The 19,695-nt window shown below is 55.6% G+C and carries 12 protein-coding genes; 9 read left to right on the forward strand and 3 right to left on the reverse strand.

What is annotated here, in order from left to right; translation table 11 throughout:
* Positions 1-131: 131 nt before the first annotated feature.
* Genes bcsG through bcsE form a run of 3 tightly spaced genes read right to left on the reverse strand, consistent with a single transcriptional unit; the run spans position 132 to position 3,567 of the window.
* Positions 132-1,811, reverse strand: coding sequence for a cellulose biosynthesis protein BcsG (gene bcsG, locus J4650_RS14900; RefSeq protein WP_000192022.1), 1,680 nt, complete (start codon positions 1,809-1,811; stop codon positions 132-134).
* Positions 1,808-1,999 (reverse strand): cellulose biosynthesis protein BcsF, encoded by a 192-nt coding sequence (gene bcsF, locus J4650_RS14905; protein ID WP_000988321.1) that lies wholly within the window; start codon positions 1,997-1,999, stop codon positions 1,808-1,810. Before bcsF ends, bcsG begins: the two co-directional genes overlap by 4 nt.
* On the reverse strand, positions 1,996-3,567 hold the full coding sequence (bcsE, locus tag J4650_RS14910) for a cellulose biosynthesis c-di-GMP-binding protein BcsE (protein WP_023993721.1): 1,572 nt from the start codon (positions 3,565-3,567) through the stop codon (positions 1,996-1,998). Before bcsE ends, bcsF begins: the two co-directional genes overlap by 4 nt.
* A 244-nt stretch (positions 3,568-3,811) precedes the next feature.
* On the opposite strand from bcsE, the gene bcsR reads away from it, so the two are divergent.
* The 9 genes from bcsR (at position 3,812) to J4650_RS14955 (ending at position 19,668) form a co-directional block, all read left to right on the forward strand.
* On the forward strand, positions 3,812-4,015 hold the full coding sequence (gene bcsR / locus J4650_RS14915; protein ID WP_000282616.1) for a cellulose biosynthesis protein BcsR: 204 nt from the start codon (positions 3,812-3,814) through the stop codon (positions 4,013-4,015).
* Positions 4,016-4,768 (forward strand): cellulose biosynthesis protein BcsQ, encoded by a 753-nt coding sequence (gene bcsQ, locus J4650_RS14920; protein WP_000996118.1) that lies wholly within the window; start codon positions 4,016-4,018, stop codon positions 4,766-4,768.
* Positions 4,765-7,389, forward strand: coding sequence for a UDP-forming cellulose synthase catalytic subunit (gene bcsA / locus J4650_RS14925; protein WP_023193899.1), 2,625 nt, complete (start codon positions 4,765-4,767; stop codon positions 7,387-7,389). The genes bcsQ and bcsA overlap by 4 nt, the downstream gene beginning before the upstream one ends.
* Positions 7,390-7,399: 10 nt before the next feature.
* Complete coding sequence (gene bcsB / locus J4650_RS14930) at positions 7,400-9,700, forward strand: cellulose biosynthesis cyclic di-GMP-binding regulatory protein BcsB (protein ID WP_023993722.1); 2,301 nt, start codon at positions 7,400-7,402, stop codon at positions 9,698-9,700.
* Between the two features lie 3 nt (positions 9,701-9,703).
* Positions 9,704-10,813 (forward strand): cellulose synthase complex periplasmic endoglucanase BcsZ, encoded by a 1,110-nt coding sequence (gene bcsZ / locus J4650_RS14935; protein WP_000988802.1) that lies wholly within the window; start codon positions 9,704-9,706, stop codon positions 10,811-10,813.
* The gene (gene bcsC, locus J4650_RS14940) at positions 10,795-14,337 is read left to right on the forward strand and encodes a cellulose synthase complex outer membrane protein BcsC (RefSeq protein ID WP_023993723.1); all 3,543 of its coding nucleotides are present in this window, start codon (positions 10,795-10,797) and stop codon (positions 14,335-14,337) included. The genes bcsZ and bcsC overlap by 19 nt, the downstream gene beginning before the upstream one ends.
* 173 nt (positions 14,338-14,510) lie before the next feature.
* Positions 14,511-16,517, forward strand: coding sequence for a biofilm formation regulator HmsP (gene hmsP / locus J4650_RS14945; RefSeq protein ID WP_023993724.1), 2,007 nt, complete (start codon positions 14,511-14,513; stop codon positions 16,515-16,517).
* Between the two features lie 157 nt (positions 16,518-16,674).
* Entirely contained in the window at positions 16,675-17,961 is a 1,287-nt protein-coding gene (gene dctA / locus J4650_RS14950; RefSeq protein ID WP_000858228.1) for a C4-dicarboxylate transporter DctC, read from the forward strand.
* A gap of 219 nt (positions 17,962-18,180) precedes the next feature.
* The gene (locus J4650_RS14955; protein WP_001163182.1) at positions 18,181-19,668 is read left to right on the forward strand and encodes a pitrilysin family protein; all 1,488 of its coding nucleotides are present in this window, start codon (positions 18,181-18,183) and stop codon (positions 19,666-19,668) included.
* The last annotated feature ends 27 nt before the right edge of the window (positions 19,669-19,695 follow it).

Consider the following 19,695-nt stretch of genomic DNA (forward strand, 5'->3'; position numbering starts at 1 on the left):
TTTACGGGCCGTAAGTAACGAAGTTTGATGCAAATGTCAGATCGTATGCGCCTGTTAGGGCGCGGCTGGTAAGAGAGCCTTACAGGCGCATCTGAAAAACCTCCGGCTATGCCGGAGGATATTTATTCGGTTTACTGCGGGTAAGGCACCCAGTCGCCGCCATTCAGACGAACGTAGGGCTTACCCTGGTACTGAATCACCACCGCATTAGCGTTTTCTGAAACCGGCGCGGTTTGCGGCAGATTGCTGGTCAGCTTGTTCCAGTTCACACTGTCTTCGGTAAAGAGCTTACCGTCCACGGCGCGTACGACCAGTTCGGAAATAGCCAGGTAGCTGCTCGGCTGGTTAATATCAATCGGCGCGCCCTCATGCGGGGCTTTCATGCCAAAAAATTTCACGCCCGCCGGGACGTTGGTGATGGAGGGGCTGGGAATATCGCGCAGGCCTGAGATCTGCATTCTGTCGCCCTTCAGCGCGCCGCCGTGCTCCGGTACGACCACCACCATCACCTTACGCCCGGATTTCTCCAGTTCGGTAAAGAAGGCGTCCAGTTCATCGAACAGTTTCTGCGCGCGGATTTTATAATCCGCCGTTTTGCTGACGCCAGGGAAATGGTTGCCATCGTGCAGCGGTAGCAGGTTGAAGAAAGTCGCGGAGCGGGAATTGGCTTCACGTTCTTCCCCTGTCAACCAGCGGTTCAGGACCGCCAGATCGTCATATACCGGCGAGCCGTCGAATGACAGCAGGGCGGTTGGCAGGCCGGACTGGTTCATCAGTTCGCTCTGCATACCGCCGTTTTCGCGAACTTCTTTCAGGAAGCCGCCAAATTCACCGTTATGATCCATCATCAGATGCTGAGTAAAGCCCAGCTTCGCCAGATTATCAAACAGATAACATTCGTTATCGGCTGGTTGATAAAGTCGGGTATGCGATGGTTGACCACAGCTGGCGCGCAGCAGACGAATGGCCGCCGGGCCGCTGTAAGACGTACCGGAATTAAAGTGTTTAAACAAAATGTCAAAGTGCGACCATAGCGGATGTGACATCAAGCCTGCCGCTTCGACATCCGACCAGGAGAGCGAACAAATATTAATGACCAATAGGTCGAACGGCTGCGCATCAGGCGGAAGCTGCGCCGGGAACGTCGTTTTCCGCTTTTCTTCCGCGGCATAGAAGGTGTTCAACCAGGCGTTCAGATTCGCGGTCGTCGGCGGCGCGGTTTGCGCAGGCATATCGCCGATGACCGGCTTATCGCCCGCTGTCGCGACGGTAGCGGCCGCATTACCGCCAGTCGTCGTCACCGTATCGGTTGGCTGGCCTGCCGGCCACAGCGTAAAAACCGGGCCGGTTAATGTCAGGACATTCAGCCATACCATGATGGCGACCACAAACACCGTGACCCGAATCCACTGTGATAAAAAAAGCCAGGCAACCAGCAGTACGAAGATGGCGCCGATCATTTGCCAGTTAATAAAACGGGCGATCAGATCGAGCAGATAACCGGAGCTGAATTCCGCCACCTGCGTCCCCTGGCTCATAATGCTTTGCGGGCCGGGCAGCCAGGTATCATGCCAGAACAGCGCGAAGCCGACGGGAATGGCAATCCAGTGGCGCAACCGGTGAAGGCGATACTTTGGTATTGGCATGAGCAGAAACGCCATGAATACCAAATTCAGTAAAGGATGAAAATTCAGATAGCCTGCCCACAGCAGGCCAAACTTGACCAGAAAATAGAAGTTCCAGCCGGAAAGACCGCGCCAGTACTGCCAGAGCGGAGAAGGCATTGAAGGAGTTTGAGTATGCTGAGTCATTTTTTGTCTGCCTTGACTTTCGTAGCGCGGCGCAGAGTTCCGGCTGGTTTTACATAACGAGGTTTGGCAAATAGCAGCCGGGTTGTATCACTGATACGGCGTAGCGAATGACGCGCCAGATACCCCAGCGGAAAGAAAATCAGCGCGCAAAAAAGAATAATTTGCACGATATCGCTGATGGTCATCATGATGCACGCTCCGCGGTGTCGTCGAGCAATCGCAGGGGTTCAGGAATACGACGCCAGATGCGGCCATCGTGTTCGGCATTTATTACCGGGTCGGCGCGTTTTGCCAGCGGTAGCGGCGTTCCCCACAGTTCCGGCGACAATAAGCGCATCTGCACCAGCTCGGCGCTGATTTGTTTATCTTCGAACCAGACCATACGATTAGAGAAAATATCGCCCGTCGGCAAAGGGAAAATATGGTTTAACGCGGTATCCAGATCGTTGACCCGGCAGAATGATAAAAACAGCACCAGACGGTTGCCGCCGATGGTCATAATATCGCCGGTTCGGCTTGGCCGACATAATGTTAACGCCTGCTCAACCCGAATGCCCGGTACCGGGCGCAGCGCGACCAGAACGCCTTTCCCGTCGGCGGGGAGCAGGGTGTTGCTCATCATCGTATGGATGGCATCGCAGAAGGTATCCCACGGCTGAAAACCGCGCAGTTTCAACGGCTGCGTCATCGACAGTAGCGTGGTGATGTCTTCCGGTACGTAACGGCTGAACTGCTGCCCCTGCACGCTTTCAATAAGCGTCAGGCAGCGTGAAAGCGGGGCGTTCCAGGGAATGATCATATTCGCGCCGCAGCCCAGCAGCAGGCGCTCATCGGTGGCGCGCAAACTGGCGATATTTTCGCGCACGACAATTTTCAGCGCGCTTCCCCGCTGGCGTCGCAAAGTATGAATGCGACGAGCAAGCGGCTCGATTTGGTTGTTCTGTGTAAGCGAAAAAATAATTGTCGCGGCCTGCGCCGTGCGCGCGTCGTTGAATAGCGCTTCGTTATTGTCGAAAAGCGTCCAGTGTTCCGAGAGCGGCGGCGCGCCTTCAAGGACGGCGACGTGGCTAAGAATGCGTTTTTCGTCGCTACGCGGCTGAATTGCCGTCTCCTCCTGATGGGATAGCGTCCAGCGTTCGTCCTGCTGACACAGCAATAACTGCTGTCGGGCGCTGACGCCTTTTTCGTTACACCAGAAGGCAATATCGAACAAATGTTGGTCGCCCTGAAAACGTAAACTGGCGAGGCCAAAAAGTGAGCGATACTCACCCATCAACAACGAGGACTGTTTATCGCTATTATTACAAGGGTTAATAACCAACAATGAACAGTGATGAAAACGAGTCCATTTATTCATTTTTTCCAGCCATTTATGCAGGCTTTCTGACGTTATATTCCGCCACGTGTTATTTGCACAAATAAGAATGAAAAAGTAATGCGTCGGGTTAACAGAACAAAGCAAATCGTGGGGCAAAGAGTATAGCCCTTTTTCTGAATCCGGCATGGTAAATAAGCGGATTTTCTCCGGACCGTGAGATTCATCTAATTTGATTACTTTGCCAGGATCGCCTTCCATGCCGATGACGGCGACATTTGCATTCTCCGTTTGTGACGCAATCGTTTGATTCACCAGACTGATGGCATCTTGCTGGCGATCGGCGTTAACCCACCAGACGCCGCCGGTTGGAATATGGCGCAGTTCATCCCATAATGATGAGATGCCGAGAGAAAATACGGGGTCCACAGTGTCCCTCATGTCACTATTTTAACTGTTTATCAGTTTACTAGCGAAAGCACAGAAATAAACCTAACATTGAAATTAAAACGCATCAGATTTAGCATGTGAATCAATTTGCCCGGCAGGATGCCCTGTAACTCTGCGCTTTGCATTTTTACACATTATAAATGATGTCACGGAAAGATGAAAAATGCGCGTTCTCCCGTATTGACGACGGGGCGTAATGCTGCCAGTGAGAAATATTTAAAAAGGAGCAACCAGAATGTATAACAATGAACCTGGCGCTCAGTCCGATCCAACGTTGGGCTACACTTTTCAAAATGATTTTCTGGCATTAAGCCAGGCGTTTTCACTACCCGAAATAGATTATACCGATATTTCCCAACGCGAACAGTTGGCGGCGGCGATTAAAAGATGGCCACTTCTGGCTGAATTTGCGCAACCACATTCATTAAGGAAGCCATGAATGGCGATTCTGGGACTGCAGGGCGTGCGCGGCGGGGTGGGAACCACATCTCTCACCGCAGCACTCGCCTGGGCGTTACAAATCTTAGGGGAAAATGTCCTGGTGATTGACGCCAGCCCCGATAACCTGCTGCGCATGTCGTTTAACGTCGACTTCGTCCATCAGGGCGGTTGGGCGCGATCGTTGCTGGACGGCCAGGACTGGCGCGATGCCGGATTACGTTATACCTCGCAGCTTGATCTACTGCCGTTTGGACAGCTCACCGCGCAAGAGCGGGAAAATCCGCAGGCCTGGCAGGAGACGCTGGGAGAGATCGGATCGGCTATCCAGGCGCTGAAAGCGAGCGGGCGTTATAGCTGGATTTTACTGGACTTGCCCTACGGCGCGTCACCGCTGACACGGCAGCTGGTGAGCCTCTGCGACCATACGCTGGCGATAGCCCAGGTTGACGCTAACTGCCATATTCGCCTTCATCAGCAGGCGTTGCCTGCCGGAGCGCATATTCTGATCAATGACTTACGCATTGGCAGTCAGTTACAGGACGATCTGTACCAGGTCTGGCTGCAAAGCCAGCGCCGGTTGCTGCCCATTGTGATCCATCGCGATGAGGCGATGGCGGAGTGCATGGCGTCGAAACAGCCGTTAGGCGAATATCGCAGCGATTCGTTAGCTGCCGAAGAGGTGTTAACGCTGGCGAACTGGTGCCTGCTGCATGATGCGGGCGACAAAACGTCCGCCGGGAGCCTGCGATGAGCGCCCTTTCCCGGTGGCTGCTTATCCCGCCGGTTAGCGCGCGTTTGAGCGAGCGCTATCAGGGTTACCGCCGCCACGGCGCGTCGCCGTTTAGCGCAGCGCTCGGCTGCCTGTGGACGATTCTGGCGTGGATAGTGTTTCCGCTTGAGCATCCGCGCTGGCAGCGTATTCGCGACGGGCATAAAGCGCTTTATCCGCATATTAACGCCGCCCGCCCGCGCCCGCTGGACCCGGCCCGTTACCTCATTCAGACCCTCTGGCTGGTGATGATCTCGTCGGCTAAAGAACGTCATGAACCGCGCTGGCGGTCATTTGCGCGCCTGAAGGACGTTCGTGGACGTTACCATCAATGGATGGATACCTTACCGGAACGGGTGCGCCAAAAGACAACGCATCTGGAAAAGGAAAAAGAGCTGGGACATCTTAGCAACGGCGCCCGGCGTTTTATTCTGGGCGTTATCGTGACCTTTTCACTGATACTGGCGCTGATCTGTATTACGCAGCCATTTAACCCGCTATCGCAATTTATCTTTCTGCTGTTGCTGTGGGGCGTTGCGCTGTTGGTACGACGTATGCCGGGACGCTTTTCCGCGCTGATGCTCATCGTGTTGTCGTTAACGGTCTCCTGTCGTTATATCTGGTGGCGCTATACCTCGACGCTAAATTGGGACGACCCGGTCAGTCTGGTGTGCGGGCTGATTCTGCTGTTTGCGGAAACCTACGCCTGGATTGTGCTGGTGCTGGGGTACTTCCAGGTGGTGTGGCCGTTAAATCGTCAACCGGTGCCGTTGCCGAAAGAGATGTCGCAGTGGCCGACGGTGGATATTTTTGTACCGACCTATAACGAAGACCTTAACGTGGTCAAAAATACCATTTACGCTTCGCTTGGCATTGACTGGCCGAAGGACAAGCTAAATATCTGGATCCTTGATGACGGCGGGCGCGAATCATTTCGTCATTTTGCCCGGCATGTTGGCGTGCATTACATTGCCCGCGCTACGCATGAACACGCCAAAGCCGGCAACATCAACAATGCGCTAAAACACGCGAAAGGCGAGTTTGTGGCAATCTTCGATTGCGACCATGTGCCGACACGCTCGTTTCTGCAAATGACAATGGGCTGGTTCCTGAAAGAGAAACAGCTGGCGATGATGCAGACGCCGCATCATTTCTTCTCCCCGGACCCGTTTGAGCGCAACCTGGGACGTTTTCGTAAAACGCCTAACGAAGGCACGCTGTTTTACGGACTGGTGCAGGACGGTAACGATATGTGGGATGCCACTTTCTTTTGCGGATCGTGCGCGGTGATTCGCCGTAAGCCGCTGGATGAGATTGGCGGTATCGCCGTTGAGACGGTGACGGAAGATGCGCATACTTCGCTCCGGCTGCACCGGCGAGGTTATACCTCAGCGTATATGCGCATTCCGCAGGCGGCGGGGCTGGCGACGGAAAGCCTGTCGGCGCATATCGGGCAGCGTATTCGTTGGGCGCGGGGCATGGTGCAAATTTTCCGCCTCGATAACCCTCTGTTTGGTAAAGGCTTAAAACTGGCGCAGCGGCTGTGCTACCTCAACGCGATGTTCCATTTCTTGTCCGGCATTCCGCGCCTGATCTTTCTGACCGCGCCACTGGCTTTTCTGCTGCTGCACGCCTATATCATTTATGCGCCTGCGTTGATGATTGCGCTATTTGTGATACCGCACATGGTCCACGCCAGCCTGACTAACTCGAAGATTCAGGGCAAGTATCGTCACTCTTTCTGGAGTGAAATCTATGAAACGGTACTGGCATGGTATATCGCACCGCCGACTCTGGTCGCGTTGATCAATCCGCACAAAGGGAAATTTAACGTCACGGCGAAAGGCGGACTGGTGGAAGAGAAGTACGTCGACTGGGTAATCTCGCGTCCGTATATCTTCCTTGTCTTGCTTAACCTGCTCGGCGTGGCGGCGGGCGTATGGCGATACTATTACGGGCCGGAAAATGAAACGCTGACCGTCATCGTTAGCCTGGTGTGGGTCTTCTACAACCTGGTCATTCTCGGCGGCGCAGTTGCGGTTTCGGTAGAGAGTAAACAGGTCAGGCGCGCGCATCGGGTCGAGATTGCCATGCCGGGGGCCATCGCCCGCGAAGATGGACATTTGTTCTCCTGTACCGTACATGACTTCTCCGACGGCGGGTTAGGCATCAAGATCAACGGTCAGGCGCAGGTGCTGGAAGGGCAGAAAGTGAATCTGTTGCTTAAACGCGGGCAGCAGGAATATGTCTTTCCAACGCAGGTGGTGCGCGTAACGGGCAATGAGGTCGGGCTACAACTGATGCCGCTCACCACCAAACAACATATTGATTTTGTGCAGTGTACCTTCGCGCGCGCCGATACGTGGGCGCTTTGGCAAGATAGCTTCCCGGAAGATAAACCGTTGGAAAGCTTGCTGGATATTCTGAAGCTGGGCTTCCGCGGATATCGCCACCTCGCGGAGTTCGCGCCGCCTTCAGTAAAAGTAATTTTCCGATCGTTGACGGCGTTAATTGCCTGGATTGTATCGTTTATTCCGCGTCGCCCGGAGCGGCAAGCGGCGATACAGCCGTCGGATCGGGTTATGGCTCAGGCTCAACAATGATGATAATGCGATGAAAAGAAAATTGTCCTGGATGTGTGCGGCGGTAATAGGATTAAGCGCGTTTCCTGCTTTCATGACGGCGGCGGCGCCTGCGATGCCGCCATTGATCAATGCTGAACCCACCGAGCCTGCGCAGTCGCCCGCAACTGAGGCGCCAGTCGTGGCGCAGACCGCGCCTTCGCGCGAGGTCAAGCTGACCTTTGCGCAAATCGCGCCGCCGCCGGGTAGTATGGCGCTGCGTGGCGTTAACCCTAACGGCGGCATTGAATTTGGTATGCGCAGCGATGAAGTGGCGTCGAAAGCGGTGCTGAATCTGGAATATACGCCCTCGCCGTCGCTCCTGCCGGTTCAGTCGCAGCTCAAGGTTTATCTCAATGATGAACTGATGGGCGTACTGCCGGTGACAAAAGAGCAGTTGGGGAAAAAGACGCTGGCGCAGGTACCTATCAATCCGCTATTTATCACCGACTTTAACCGGGTGCGGCTGGAGTTTGTCGGCCACTATCGCGACGTGTGTGAAAACCCGGCCAGCAGTACTCTGTGGTTAGACATCGGGCGAAATAGCGCCCTGGATCTGACCTATAACATGCTGGCGGTGAATAACGATCTGTCCCACTTCCCGGTGCCGTTTTTCGATCCGCGGGATAACCGTCCGGTGACGTTGCCGATAGTGTTTGCTGATATGCCGGACCTGGCGCAGCAGCAGGCGGCTTCTATTGTCGCGTCCTGGTTTGGCTCGCGGGCGGGCTGGCGCGGTCAGCGCTTCCCGGTGTTGTATAATCACCTGCCGGATCGCAATGCGATCGTGTTCGCCACCAACGATCGACGCCCCGATTTCCTGCGCGATCATCCTGCGGTTAACGCGCCGGTTATCGAGATGATGAGCCATCCGGATAATCCGTATGTGAAGTTGCTGGTCGTGTTTGGCCGTGATGATAAAGACCTGTTGCAGGCGGCAAAAGGTATCGCGCAAGGGAATATTCTCTTCCGTGGTTCCAGCGTGGTGGTCAACGATGTAAAACCGCTGCTGGCGCGCAAACCGTATGATGCGCCGAACTGGGTGCGTACCGATCGCCCGGTCACTTTTGGCGAGCTGAAAACCTATGAAGAGCAGCTCCAGTCGAGTGGGCTGGAGCCGGCGCCTATCAACGTTTCTTTGAATCTGCCGCCGGACCTCTATTTGCTGCGTAGCAACGGTATTGATATGGATCTCAACTACCGTTATACCTCGCCGCCGACCAAAGACAGTTCACGGCTGGATATCAGTCTGAATAACCAGTTCCTGCAAGCCTTTAGCCTTAACAGCACGCAGGAAGCTAATCGACTCCTGTTGCGCCTGCCGGTACTTCAGGGACTGCTGGATGGTAAAACGGATGTGTCTATTCCGGCGCTCAAACTGGGGGCGATGAACCAACTACGTTTTGACTTCCGCTACATGAATCCGATGCCGGGCGGGTCGGTGGACAACTGTATTACCTTCCAGCCGGTACCGAATCATGTGGTGATAGGGGATGACTCCACTATCGATTTTTCGAAATATTACCACTTTATCGCGATGCCGGATTTACGCGCGTTCGCCAATGCGGGTTTCCCGTTCAGCCGAATGGCCGACCTGTCTGACACGCTGGCGGTGATGCCGAAGACCCCAACCGAAGCGCAAATGGAAACGCTGCTGAATACGGTCGGCGCTATTGGCGGACAGACCGGTTTCCCGGCAATTAATCTGACAATCACCGATGATAGCGCTCAGATAGCCGACAAAGACGCCGATCTGCTGATTATTGGCGCTATTCCGGGCAAGCTAAAAGACGATAAGCGTCTCGATCTGTTGGTGCAGGCGACACAAAGCTGGGTAAAAACCCCGATGCGGCAGACCGCTTTCCCGTCGATTATGCCGGATGAGGCCGATCGCGCGGCGGATGCGCAGTCCACCGTCACCGCCAGCGGCCCGATGGCGGCGGTGGTGGGCTTCCAGTCGCCGTTTAATGATCAGCGCAGCGTGATTGCTCTGCTGGCTGACAGCCCGCGCGGCTACCAGCTACTGAACGACGCCGTGAACGACAGCGGTAAACGCGCCGCGATGTTTGGTTCCGTGGCGGTGATCCGCGAGTCCGGCGTTCACAGTCTGCGCGTTGGCGATATCTATTACGTCGGACATCTGCCGTGGTTTGAGCGGCTGTGGTATGCGCTGGCGAATCACCCGGTGCTGCTGGCGGTACTGGCGGCCCTCAGTGTGGTATTACTGGCGTGGGTATTGTGGCGTCTGCTACGTATTCTCAGTCGCCGTCGTCTCGACCCTGACCATGAGTAACGCATGATGACTATGCTGCGCGGATGGATAACGATGATCGTCATGCTGACGGCAATAAATGCGCAGGCGGCCTGTAGCTGGCCTGCGTGGGAACAGTTCAAGAAAGATTACATTAGCCAGCAGGGACGCGTTATCGATCCGGGCGATGCGCGAAAAATTACCACCTCCGAAGGGCAAAGCTACGCCATGTTCTTTGCCCTGGCGGCGAACGATCGACCGGCGTTCGCGCAACTGTTTAACTGGACGCAAAACAATCTGGCGCAGGGATCGCTGCGTGAACATCTGCCCGCCTGGCTGTGGGGGCAAAAAGATCCCGACACCTGGTCGGTGCTGGACAGCAACTCCGCGTCCGACGGCGATATCTGGATGGCATGGTCGCTGCTGGAGGCCGGTCGTCTGTGGAAAGAGACGCGTTATACCGAGGTGGGCACGGCGTTGCTAAAACGCATCGCTCGCGAAGAGGTCGTGAATGTGCCGGGGCTGGGCTCAATGCTGCTACCTGGCAAAATCGGCTTTGCCGAGGCGAATAGCTGGCGTTTTAACCCAAGCTATCTGCCGCCGCAGTTGGCGCAATACTTTAGCCGTTTTGGCGCGCCGTGGTCGACGTTACGGGAAACCAATTTGCGGCTTTTGCTGGAAACCGCGCCGAAAGGTTTCTCGCCGGACTGGGTGCGTTATGAAAGCAAGCAAGGCTGGCAGTTGAAAGCGGAAAAGACGCTGATCAGTAGCTACGATGCGATTCGCGTCTATTTATGGGCGGGAATGATGCATGATGGCGATCCGCAAAAAGCGCGTTTACTGGCGCGATTTAAACCGATGGCGACGTTAACGATGAAAAACGGCGTTCCACCGGAGAAAGTGGATGTCGTCAGCGGGAACGCGCAAGGGACGGGGCCGGTCGGGTTTTCCGCCGCTTTACTGCCTTTCCTGCAAAATCGCGACGCCCAGGCCGTGCAGCGACAGCGGGTCGCAGACCATTTTCCTGGCAGCGATGCCTATTACAACTATGTGCTGACTCTCTTTGGACAAGGCTGGGATCAGCACCGTTTTCGCTTCACCGTCAAAGGTGAATTATTACCTGACTGGGGCCAGGAATGCGTAAGTTCACGTTAAGTCTCATGCACGCTTTTTTGCCGGCTGGCGGTCGAAACGCCTTACCTGGCAAAAGGGGCGTTTCTCGGGCATTGTTGGGTTTATCGCTTGGTATGGCGCTAACACCGCTTGCCGGCGCAGCGACCTCCGCGCAGCAACAGTTGCTGGAGCAGGTTCGGCTGGGCGAGGCCACGCACCGTGAGGACTTAGTCCGTCAGTCGCTCTATCGCCTGGAGCTGATCGACCCCAATGATCCACAGGTTATCGCTGCCCGTTTCCGCTATCTGTTGCGCCAGGGGGACAGCGACGGGGCGCAGAAGCTACTTGATCGGCTGGCGCAACTGGCGCCGGAGTCGACGGCGTATCAATCTTCCCGCACCGCGATGCTGCTCTCCACGCCGCAAGGACGCCAGTCTTTGCAGGAGGCGCGTTTACTGGCGACGACCGGCCATACTGAACAAGCGATCGCCAGCTACGACAAGCTGTTTAAAGGTTATCCGCCGGAGGGCGAACTGGCGGTCGAATACTGGACGACCGTGGCGAAATTGCCCGCCCGCCGTCACGAAGCGATTAACCAGCTACAGAAAATTAATGCCGTCAGTCCGGGTAATAACGCTCTGCAAAATGCGCTGGCGCAACTGTTGTTCGCCAGCGGGCGGCGCGATGAGGGATTCGCGGTGCTAAAACAGATGGCGAAATCCAGTACGGGACGCAGCGCGGCCTCCGCCATCTGGTACCAGCAGATAAAAGATCTCCCGGTTAGCGACGCCAGCGTAAAAGCGTTGCAAGACTATCTGACGCAGTTTAGCGAAGGCGATAGCGTGTCTGCCGCCCGCGCCCAGCTTAGCGAGCAGCAAAAACAGTTAGCCGATCCGGCGTTCCGCGCGCGCTCGCAGGGCATCGCGGCGGTTAATGCCGGAGAAGGCGGTAAGGCCATTGCGCAATTGCAGCAGGCGGTAAGCGCCCGGCAGGACGACAGCGAGGCGGTCGGCGCGCTGGGGCAGGCATACTCACAGCGTGGCGATCGCGCCCGCGCCGTCGCGCAGTTTGAAAAGGCGCTGGCGATGGCGCCGCACAGCAGCAGCCGCGATAAGTGGGAGAGTCTGCTGAAGGTCAATCGCTACTGGCTGTTAATTCAGCAGGGCGACGCGGCCTTAAAAGCGAATAATCTGGCCCAGGCGGAGCGTTTCTATCAGCAGGCACGAGCAGTGGATAACACCGACAGCTACGCGGTACTGGGGCTGGGGGATGTGGCGATGGCGCGCAAAGATAATGCCGCCGCCGAACGTTATTATCAGCAGACGCTGCGTATGGATAGCGGTAATACCAATGCTGTACGCGGGCTGGCGAATCTTTATCGCCAGCAGTCGCCGCAAAAAGCCGCCGCGTTTATCGCTTCTCTTTCCGCCAGCCAGCGGCGCAGTATCGACGATATCGAACGCAGTCTGGAAAATGACCGTCTGGCGCAGCAGGCGGAAACGCTGGAAAGCGAGGGCAAATGGGCGCAGGCCGCAGACCTGCACCGTCGTCGGCTGGCATTAGATCCGGGGAGCGTGTGGGTAACGTACCGACTGTCACGCGATCTGTGGCAGGCCGGGCAGCACGCCCAGGCCGATGCGCAAATGCGCTCTCTGGCGCAGCAGAAGCCAAACGATCCGGAACAGGTCTATGCTTATGGGCTTTATCTTTCCGGCAGCGATCGGGACCGGGCGGCGCTGGCGCATCTCAATACCCTGCCGACCAGCCAGTGGAACAGCAATATTCAGGAACTGGCGGGCCGATTGCAAAGTAACCAGGTGCTGGAAAGCGCTAACCGCTTGCGCGATAGCGGCAAAGAACGCGAAGCGGAAGCGTTGTTACGTCAGCAGCCGCCCTCTACGCGCATTGCGTTAACGTTGGCGGACTGGGCGCAGCAGCGTGGCGATAATGCGGCGGCCCGCGCCGCTTATGACGCCGTTCTGGCGCGGGAACCGGGTAATGTCGATGCCATGCTGGGGCGGGTAGAAATCGACATCGCACAGGGCGATAACGCCGCGGCGCGCGCTCAACTGGCGGCGCTGCCTGCGTCGCAAATCACCTCTATTAACATGCAGCGCCGCGTCGCGCTGGCGCAGCTCCAGCTTGGCGATATCACGGCGGCGGCGCGGATCTTTAACCGCATTACGCCGCAGGCAAAAGCACAGCCGCCATCAATGGAAAGCGCAATGGTATTGCGTGACGCCGCCGCTTTTCAGGCGCAAACGGGCGAGCCGCAGCGGGCGCTGGAGACCTACAAAGAGGCAATGGTCGCCGCGGCGATTACGCCGGTTCGCCCCCAGGATAACGATACCTTTACCCGCCTGACGCGCAATGATGAAAAAGATGACTGGCTAAAACGCGGCGTGCGTAGCGATGCGGCGGAGTTGTACCGTCAGCAGGATCTCAATGTCACGTTGGCGCACGATTATTGGGGGTCGAGCGGGACTGGCGGCTACTCCGATCTGAAGGCGCATACCACGATGCTTCAGGTGGATGCGCCCTGGTCGGACGGATGGGCGTTCTTTCGTACTGATATGGTGAATATGGATGTTGGCCGTTTCTCTACGGATGCGGACGGAAAATACGATAATAACTGGGGTACCTGTACGCTGGAGAAATGCAGCGGACATCGTAGCCAGGCCGATACGGGCGCGAGCGTGGCGGTCGGCTGGCAGAATGAGACCTGGCGCTGGGATATCGGCACGACGCCAATGGGCTTTAATGTCGTTGATGTGGTCGGCGGCGTCAGCTACAGCGACGATATCGGGCCGTTGGGTTATACCCTGAACGCGCATCGTCGCCCGATCTCCAGTTCGCTGCTGGCGTTTGGCGGGCAAAAGGACGCCAGCAGCAATACCGGCACCAAATGGGGCGGCGTGCGGGCCAACGGCGGCGGCGTCAGTCTCAGCTATGATAAAGGCGAAGCAAACGGTGTCTGGGCGTCGCTCAGCGGCGACCAGTTGAGCGGTAAAAATGTGGAAGATAACTGGCGCGTGCGCTGGATGACCGGTTATTATTATAAGGTGATTAACGAGAATAACCGCCGCGTTACCGTCGGGCTGAATAACATGATCTGGCATTACGACAAAGATCTGAGCGGTTATTCACTGGGTCAGGGCGGTTATTATAGCCCGCAGGAATACCTGTCGTTTGCGGTACCGGTGATGTGGCGGCAGCGTACGGAAAACTGGTCGTGGGAGCTAGGCGGCTCGGTATCCTGGTCGCACTCCCGCACCCGTACCATGCCGCGTTATCCGCTGATGAATTTGATCCCGGCGGATTATCAGGAGGATGCGCGTGACCAGACCAACGGCGGCGGCAGCAGCCAGGGATTTGGCTATACCGCGCGGGCGCTCATTGAACGCCGTGTTACTGCCAACTGGTTTGTGGGTACGGCTGTCGATATTCAGCAGGCGAAAGATTATACCCCCAGTCATCTGCTGCTGTATGTCCGTTATTCCGCAGCGGGCTGGCAGGGGGATATGGATTTACCGCCGCAGCCTCTGGTGCCTTACGCTGACTGGTAATCATTGCGTCAGGCCTACGAATGGACAGGCGTCGTAGGCCTGAGAAGCGCAGCGCCATCAGACGCTATCATTAACCGTTATTCAGAAAAGTCCTTTTCAGATACAGCCTCTCTTAATGCCGCTGCAATCGGGTATACTCAGGCGGCAGTCCGGGATATCCAGGGAGAGTCAATTTGCGCGTCAGCCGCTCGTTAACAATTAAACAGATGGCAATGGTTGCGGCCGTTGTCATGGTGTTTGTTTTTGTCTTTTGCACCGTTTTGTTGTTCCATCTGGTACAGCAGAACCGCTACAATACGGCTACGCAACTGGAAAGTATCGCGCGATCTGTTCGGGAACCTCTTTCTTCCGCGATTTTAAAAGCGGATCTCCCCGGCGCGGAAACCATTCTGGAAAGTATTAAACCTGCGGGCGTGGTGAGTCGCGCCGATGTGGTATTGCCGAATCAGTTCCAGGCGTTGCGTAAGCGCTTCATTCCTGAACGCCCCGTCCCGGTTATGGTGACGCGTCTCTTCGAACTGCCGGTACAAATTTCTTTACCGGTTTATTCGCTGGAGCGTCCCGCCAATCCGCAACCGCTGGCCTACCTTGTATTGCAGGCGGATTCGTACCGTATGTACAAGTTCGTCATGAGCGCGCTCTCTACGTTAGTGACCATTTACTTACTTCTATCGCTGATCCTGACGGTGGCCATCGCCTGGTGCGTAAACCGCCTGATTGTGCATCCGCTGCGCAAAATCGCCCGCGAGCTGAACGACATTCCGCAGCAGGAGCTGATCGGACATCAGCTGGCGTTGCCGCGTCTGCATCAGGATGATGAAATTGGGATGCTGGTGCGCAGCTATAACCTCAACCAGCAGCTTATGCAGCGTCAACGCGAGGAGCAAACGGACAACGCGATGCGTTTTCCGGTTTCCGAGCTGCCCAATAAAGCCTTTTTAATGGCGCTGCTGGAACAGGTTATCACCCGCCAACAGACCACCGCGCTTATCATCGTGACGTGCGAAACGTTGCGTGACACGGCAGGCGTGCTGCAAGAAACGCAGCGGGAGATTCTATTACTGACGCTGGTTGAGAAGCTGAAGTCGGTGCTGGCGCCGCGCATGGTGCTTACGCAGGTCAGCGGGTATGACTTTGCCATTATCGCCCACGGCGTTAAAGAGCCGTGGCACGCCATCACATTAGGTCAGCAAATACTCACTATCATTAATGAACGACTGCCCATCCAGGGTATTCAACTGCGCCCAAGCTGCAGTATTGGCATTGCGATGTATTATGGCGATCTGACCGCCGAAGAGCTCTATGGTCGCGCCGTCTCCGCCGCGTTTACCGCGCGCCGAAAAGGTAAAAATCAGATCCAGTTCTTTGACCCGGCACAGATGGAGGCCGCTCAACAGCGCCTTACCGAAGAGAGCGATATCCTTACCGCGCTGGATAACCATCAGTTTGCCATTTGGCTGCAGCCGCAGGTCGAGATGCGCAGCGGCAACGTATTAAGCGCCGAAGCCTTGTTACGTATGCAACAGCCGGACGGTAGCTGGGAATTACCAGATGGGCTGATTGAGCGCATTGAATCCTGCGGCCTGATGGTCACGGTGGGCCATTGGGTGCTGGAAGAGTCCTGCCGCCAGCTTGCCGCCTGGCAGGAGCGCGGCGTGACATTGCCGCTCTCCGTCAATCTTTCCGCGTTACAGCTCATGCACCCTGGCATGGTGTCGGAGCTGCTGGAATTGTTAAACCGCTATCGTATTCAACCGGGTACGCTGATTCTTGAGGTCACTGAAAGCCGCCGTATCGACGATCCGCACGCTGCCGTCGCTATCTTACGTCCGTTACGTAATGCTGGCGTGCGTATCGCACTGGATGATTTTGGCATGGGTTACGCGGGGCTGCGCCAGTTACAGCATATGAAGTCGCTACCGGTCGATATCCTTAAAATTGATAAAATGTTTGTCGATGGGTTACCAGAGGATCACAGTATGGTGACGGCGATTATCCTGATGGCCCGCAGTCTTAATTTACAATTGATTGCCGAGGGCGTGGAGAACGAGGCGCAACGCGCGTGGCTGGAACAGGCTGGAGTCAACGTCGCGCAAGGCTTCCTGTTTGCTCGGCCCGTTCCCGCGGATATCTTTGAAGAACGGTATCTGTCGCACGAAAATCCTGATTACAAAAGTTAAAAAAGGTCGCGCTTGTGCGAGCCAGCTCAAACTTTTTAACATTTTTGTTTCAATTATGATCCTGGCGCATTTCTGTCATGTTGTGTGGGTGTTATTTTAAGGCCGCAGGTTACTCATAACCTTACAAGACCTGTGGTTTTTACTTCAAGGACACCCTATGAAAACCTCTCTGTTCAAAAGTCTTTATTTTCAGGTCCTGACAGCAATCGCCATTGGTATTCTCCTTGGCCATTACTATCCTGAACTGGGCGCACAAATGAAACCGCTTGGCGACGCGTTCGTTAAGCTCATTAAGATGATCATCGCTCCTGTCATTTTCTGTACTGTCGTGACGGGCATCGCAGGCATGGAAAGCATGAAAGCGGTGGGCCGTACCGGCGCGGTCGCGCTGCTTTACTTTGAAATTGTCAGTACGATTGCGCTGATTATCGGTCTTATCATCGTCAACGTTGTGCAACCTGGCGCCGGGATGAACGTCGATCCGGCAACGCTGGATGCGCAGGCGGTGGCCGTTTATGCCGCACAAGCCAAGGAGCAGGGCATTATTGCCTTCCTGATGGATGTCATACCGGGCAGCGTGATCGGCGCGTTTGCCAGCGGCAACATTCTGCAGGTCTTACTGTTTGCGGTGTTGTTTGGTTTTGCGCTGCACCGTTTGGGCAGCAAAGGCCAGCTCATTTTCAATGTGATTGAGAGTTTTTCGCAGGTCATTTTCGGCATCATCAATATGATCATGCGCCTGGCGCCGATTGGCGCATTCGGCGCGATGGCCTTCACCATCGGTAAATACGGCGTCGGTTCTCTGGTGCAACTGGGGCAGCTCATTATCTGCTTCTATATCACCTGTATTCTCTTCGTGGTGGTGGTGCTGGGGACGATTGCACGGGTAACGGGCTTTAGCATTTTTAAATTTATTCGCTATATCCGGGAAGAATTACTCATTGTGCTTGGCACCTCCTCTTCCGAGTCAGCGTTGCCGCGTATGCTCGATAAGATGGAAAAACTGGGGTGCCGTAAGTCGGTGGTAGGGCTGGTGATCCCGACGGGGTATTCGTTCAACCTTGATGGCACCTCTATCTACCTGACGATGGCGGCGGTGTTTATCGCCCAGGCGACCAACAGCCATATGGATATCTTCCACCAGATAACGCTGCTGGTCGTGCTGCTGCTTTCGTCAAAAGGCGCCGCGGGCGTGACCGGAAGCGGCTTTATCGTGCTGGCGGCCACTATCTCCGCCGTGGGCCATTTACCGGTTGCGGGACTGGCGTTAATCCTCGGTATCGACCGCTTTATGTCCGAAGCGCGCGCGCTGACTAACCTGGTGGGTAACGGCGTGGCGACGGTGGTGGTTGCCAAATGGGTGAAAGAGTTAGATCACCAAAAGCTGGACGATGTGCTTAATAATCGTGCGCCGGATGGCAAAACGCACGAAATTTCCTCCTAATCTCGCCACTTATGCCCGTAGTCCCTTCCAGGACTGCGGGTGTTTGCGCATAATTGACCCCTGCGCCCAAAGCATACAGCATGATGCTTAGGGATTATTTCACTTCTTCCGTGACATTTTTAGGTTCTCGCGGTCTAACACGAAGTGTTTTTACGTCATATTCAGGCATCCCTGCCGGGGCTGTCTTTTTATTACCAGGATTGTTGATCAGGGGTTCACATGCAGGGCACAAAAATTCGACTCTTAGCGGGCAGTCTGTTGATGTTGGCCTCTGCCGGCTATGTGCAGGCAGATGCGCTCCAGCCCGATCCGGCATGGCAACAGGGGACGCTGGCTAATGGGTTACAGTGGCAAGTGTTGGCTACGCCTCAGCGCCCCAGCGATCGTATTGAAGTTCGTCTCCAGGTTAATACCGGTTCGCTCACCGAAAGTACGCAACAGAGCGGGTTCAGCCATGCGATTCCCCGTATCGCGCTGACGCAAAGCGGTGGTCTGGATGCCGCACAGGCACGTTCTTTATGGCAGCAAGGGTTTGATCCGAAACGTCCCATGCCGCCCGTTATTGTTTCTTATGATTCCACGCTCTATAACCTCAGTTTACCCAATAACCGTAACGATCTGCTGAAAGAAGCGCTGACCTATCTGGCTAACGTCTCCGGTAAATTAACCATTACGCCAGAGACGGTGAATCATGCGTTAAGCAGCGAAGATATGGTTGCGACGTGGCCAGCAGATACTAAAGAGGGCTGGTGGCGTTATCGGCTGAAAGGGTCGGCGTTATTGGGGCACGATCCCGCGGAACCGTTAAAGCAGCCGGTAGACGCAGCCAAAATTCAGGCTTTCTATGAAAAATGGTACACCCCGGATGCCATGACGCTGATTGTTGTCGGCAACATTGATGCGCGCTCCGTCGCCGAGCAGATCAATAAAACGTTCGGTACGCTGAAAGGTAAACGCGAAACGCCCGCCCCGGTGCCGACGCTTTCGCCGCTGCGGGCGGAATCAGTGAGCATTATGACCGATGCGGTGCGCCAGGATCGTCTCTCCATTATGTGGGATACGCCGTGGCAACCGATTCGCGAGTCGGCGGCGCTGTTGCGCTACTGGCAGGCGGATCTGGCGCGCGAAGCGCTGTTCTGGCATATCCAGCAAGAGCTTACTAAAAATAACGCGAAAGATATTGGTCTGGGGTTTGACTGCCGGGTTCTGTTTCTGCGCGCGCAGTGCGCCATCAACATTGAATCACCTAATGATAAGCTCAATACCAATTTGAGCCTGGTGGCGAATGAACTGGCGAAAGTACGCGATAAAGGTTTGTCGGAAGAGGAGTTTACTGCGCTGGTGGCGCAGAAAAATCTCGAATTGCAAAAGCTGTTCGCGACCTACGCGCGTACCGATACTGACATTTTGACTGGACAGCGTATGCGCTCGCTGCAGAATCAGGTGGTGGATATCGCGCCGGAGCAGTATCAGAAGCTGCGTCAGAATTTCCTCAACAGCCTGACCGTTGATATGCTCAATCAGAATTTACGTCAGCAGCTATCGCAGGAGATGGCATTAATTTTGCTGCAACCGCAAGGCGAGCCGGAATTTAATATGAAGGCGTTAAAGGCGACGTGGGATGAAATCATGGTCCCGACAACTGCCGCCGCTGTTGAAGCAGATGAGGCGCATCCGGAAGTGACGGAGACACCGGCGGCACAGTAAGCTGCCGCCTGCCGGCCCGGTAAGCGC

Source organism: Salmonella sp. 32120201201600049SM (assembly GCF_017572835.1).
Classification (GTDB): domain Bacteria; phylum Pseudomonadota; class Gammaproteobacteria; order Enterobacterales; family Enterobacteriaceae; genus Salmonella; species Salmonella enterica.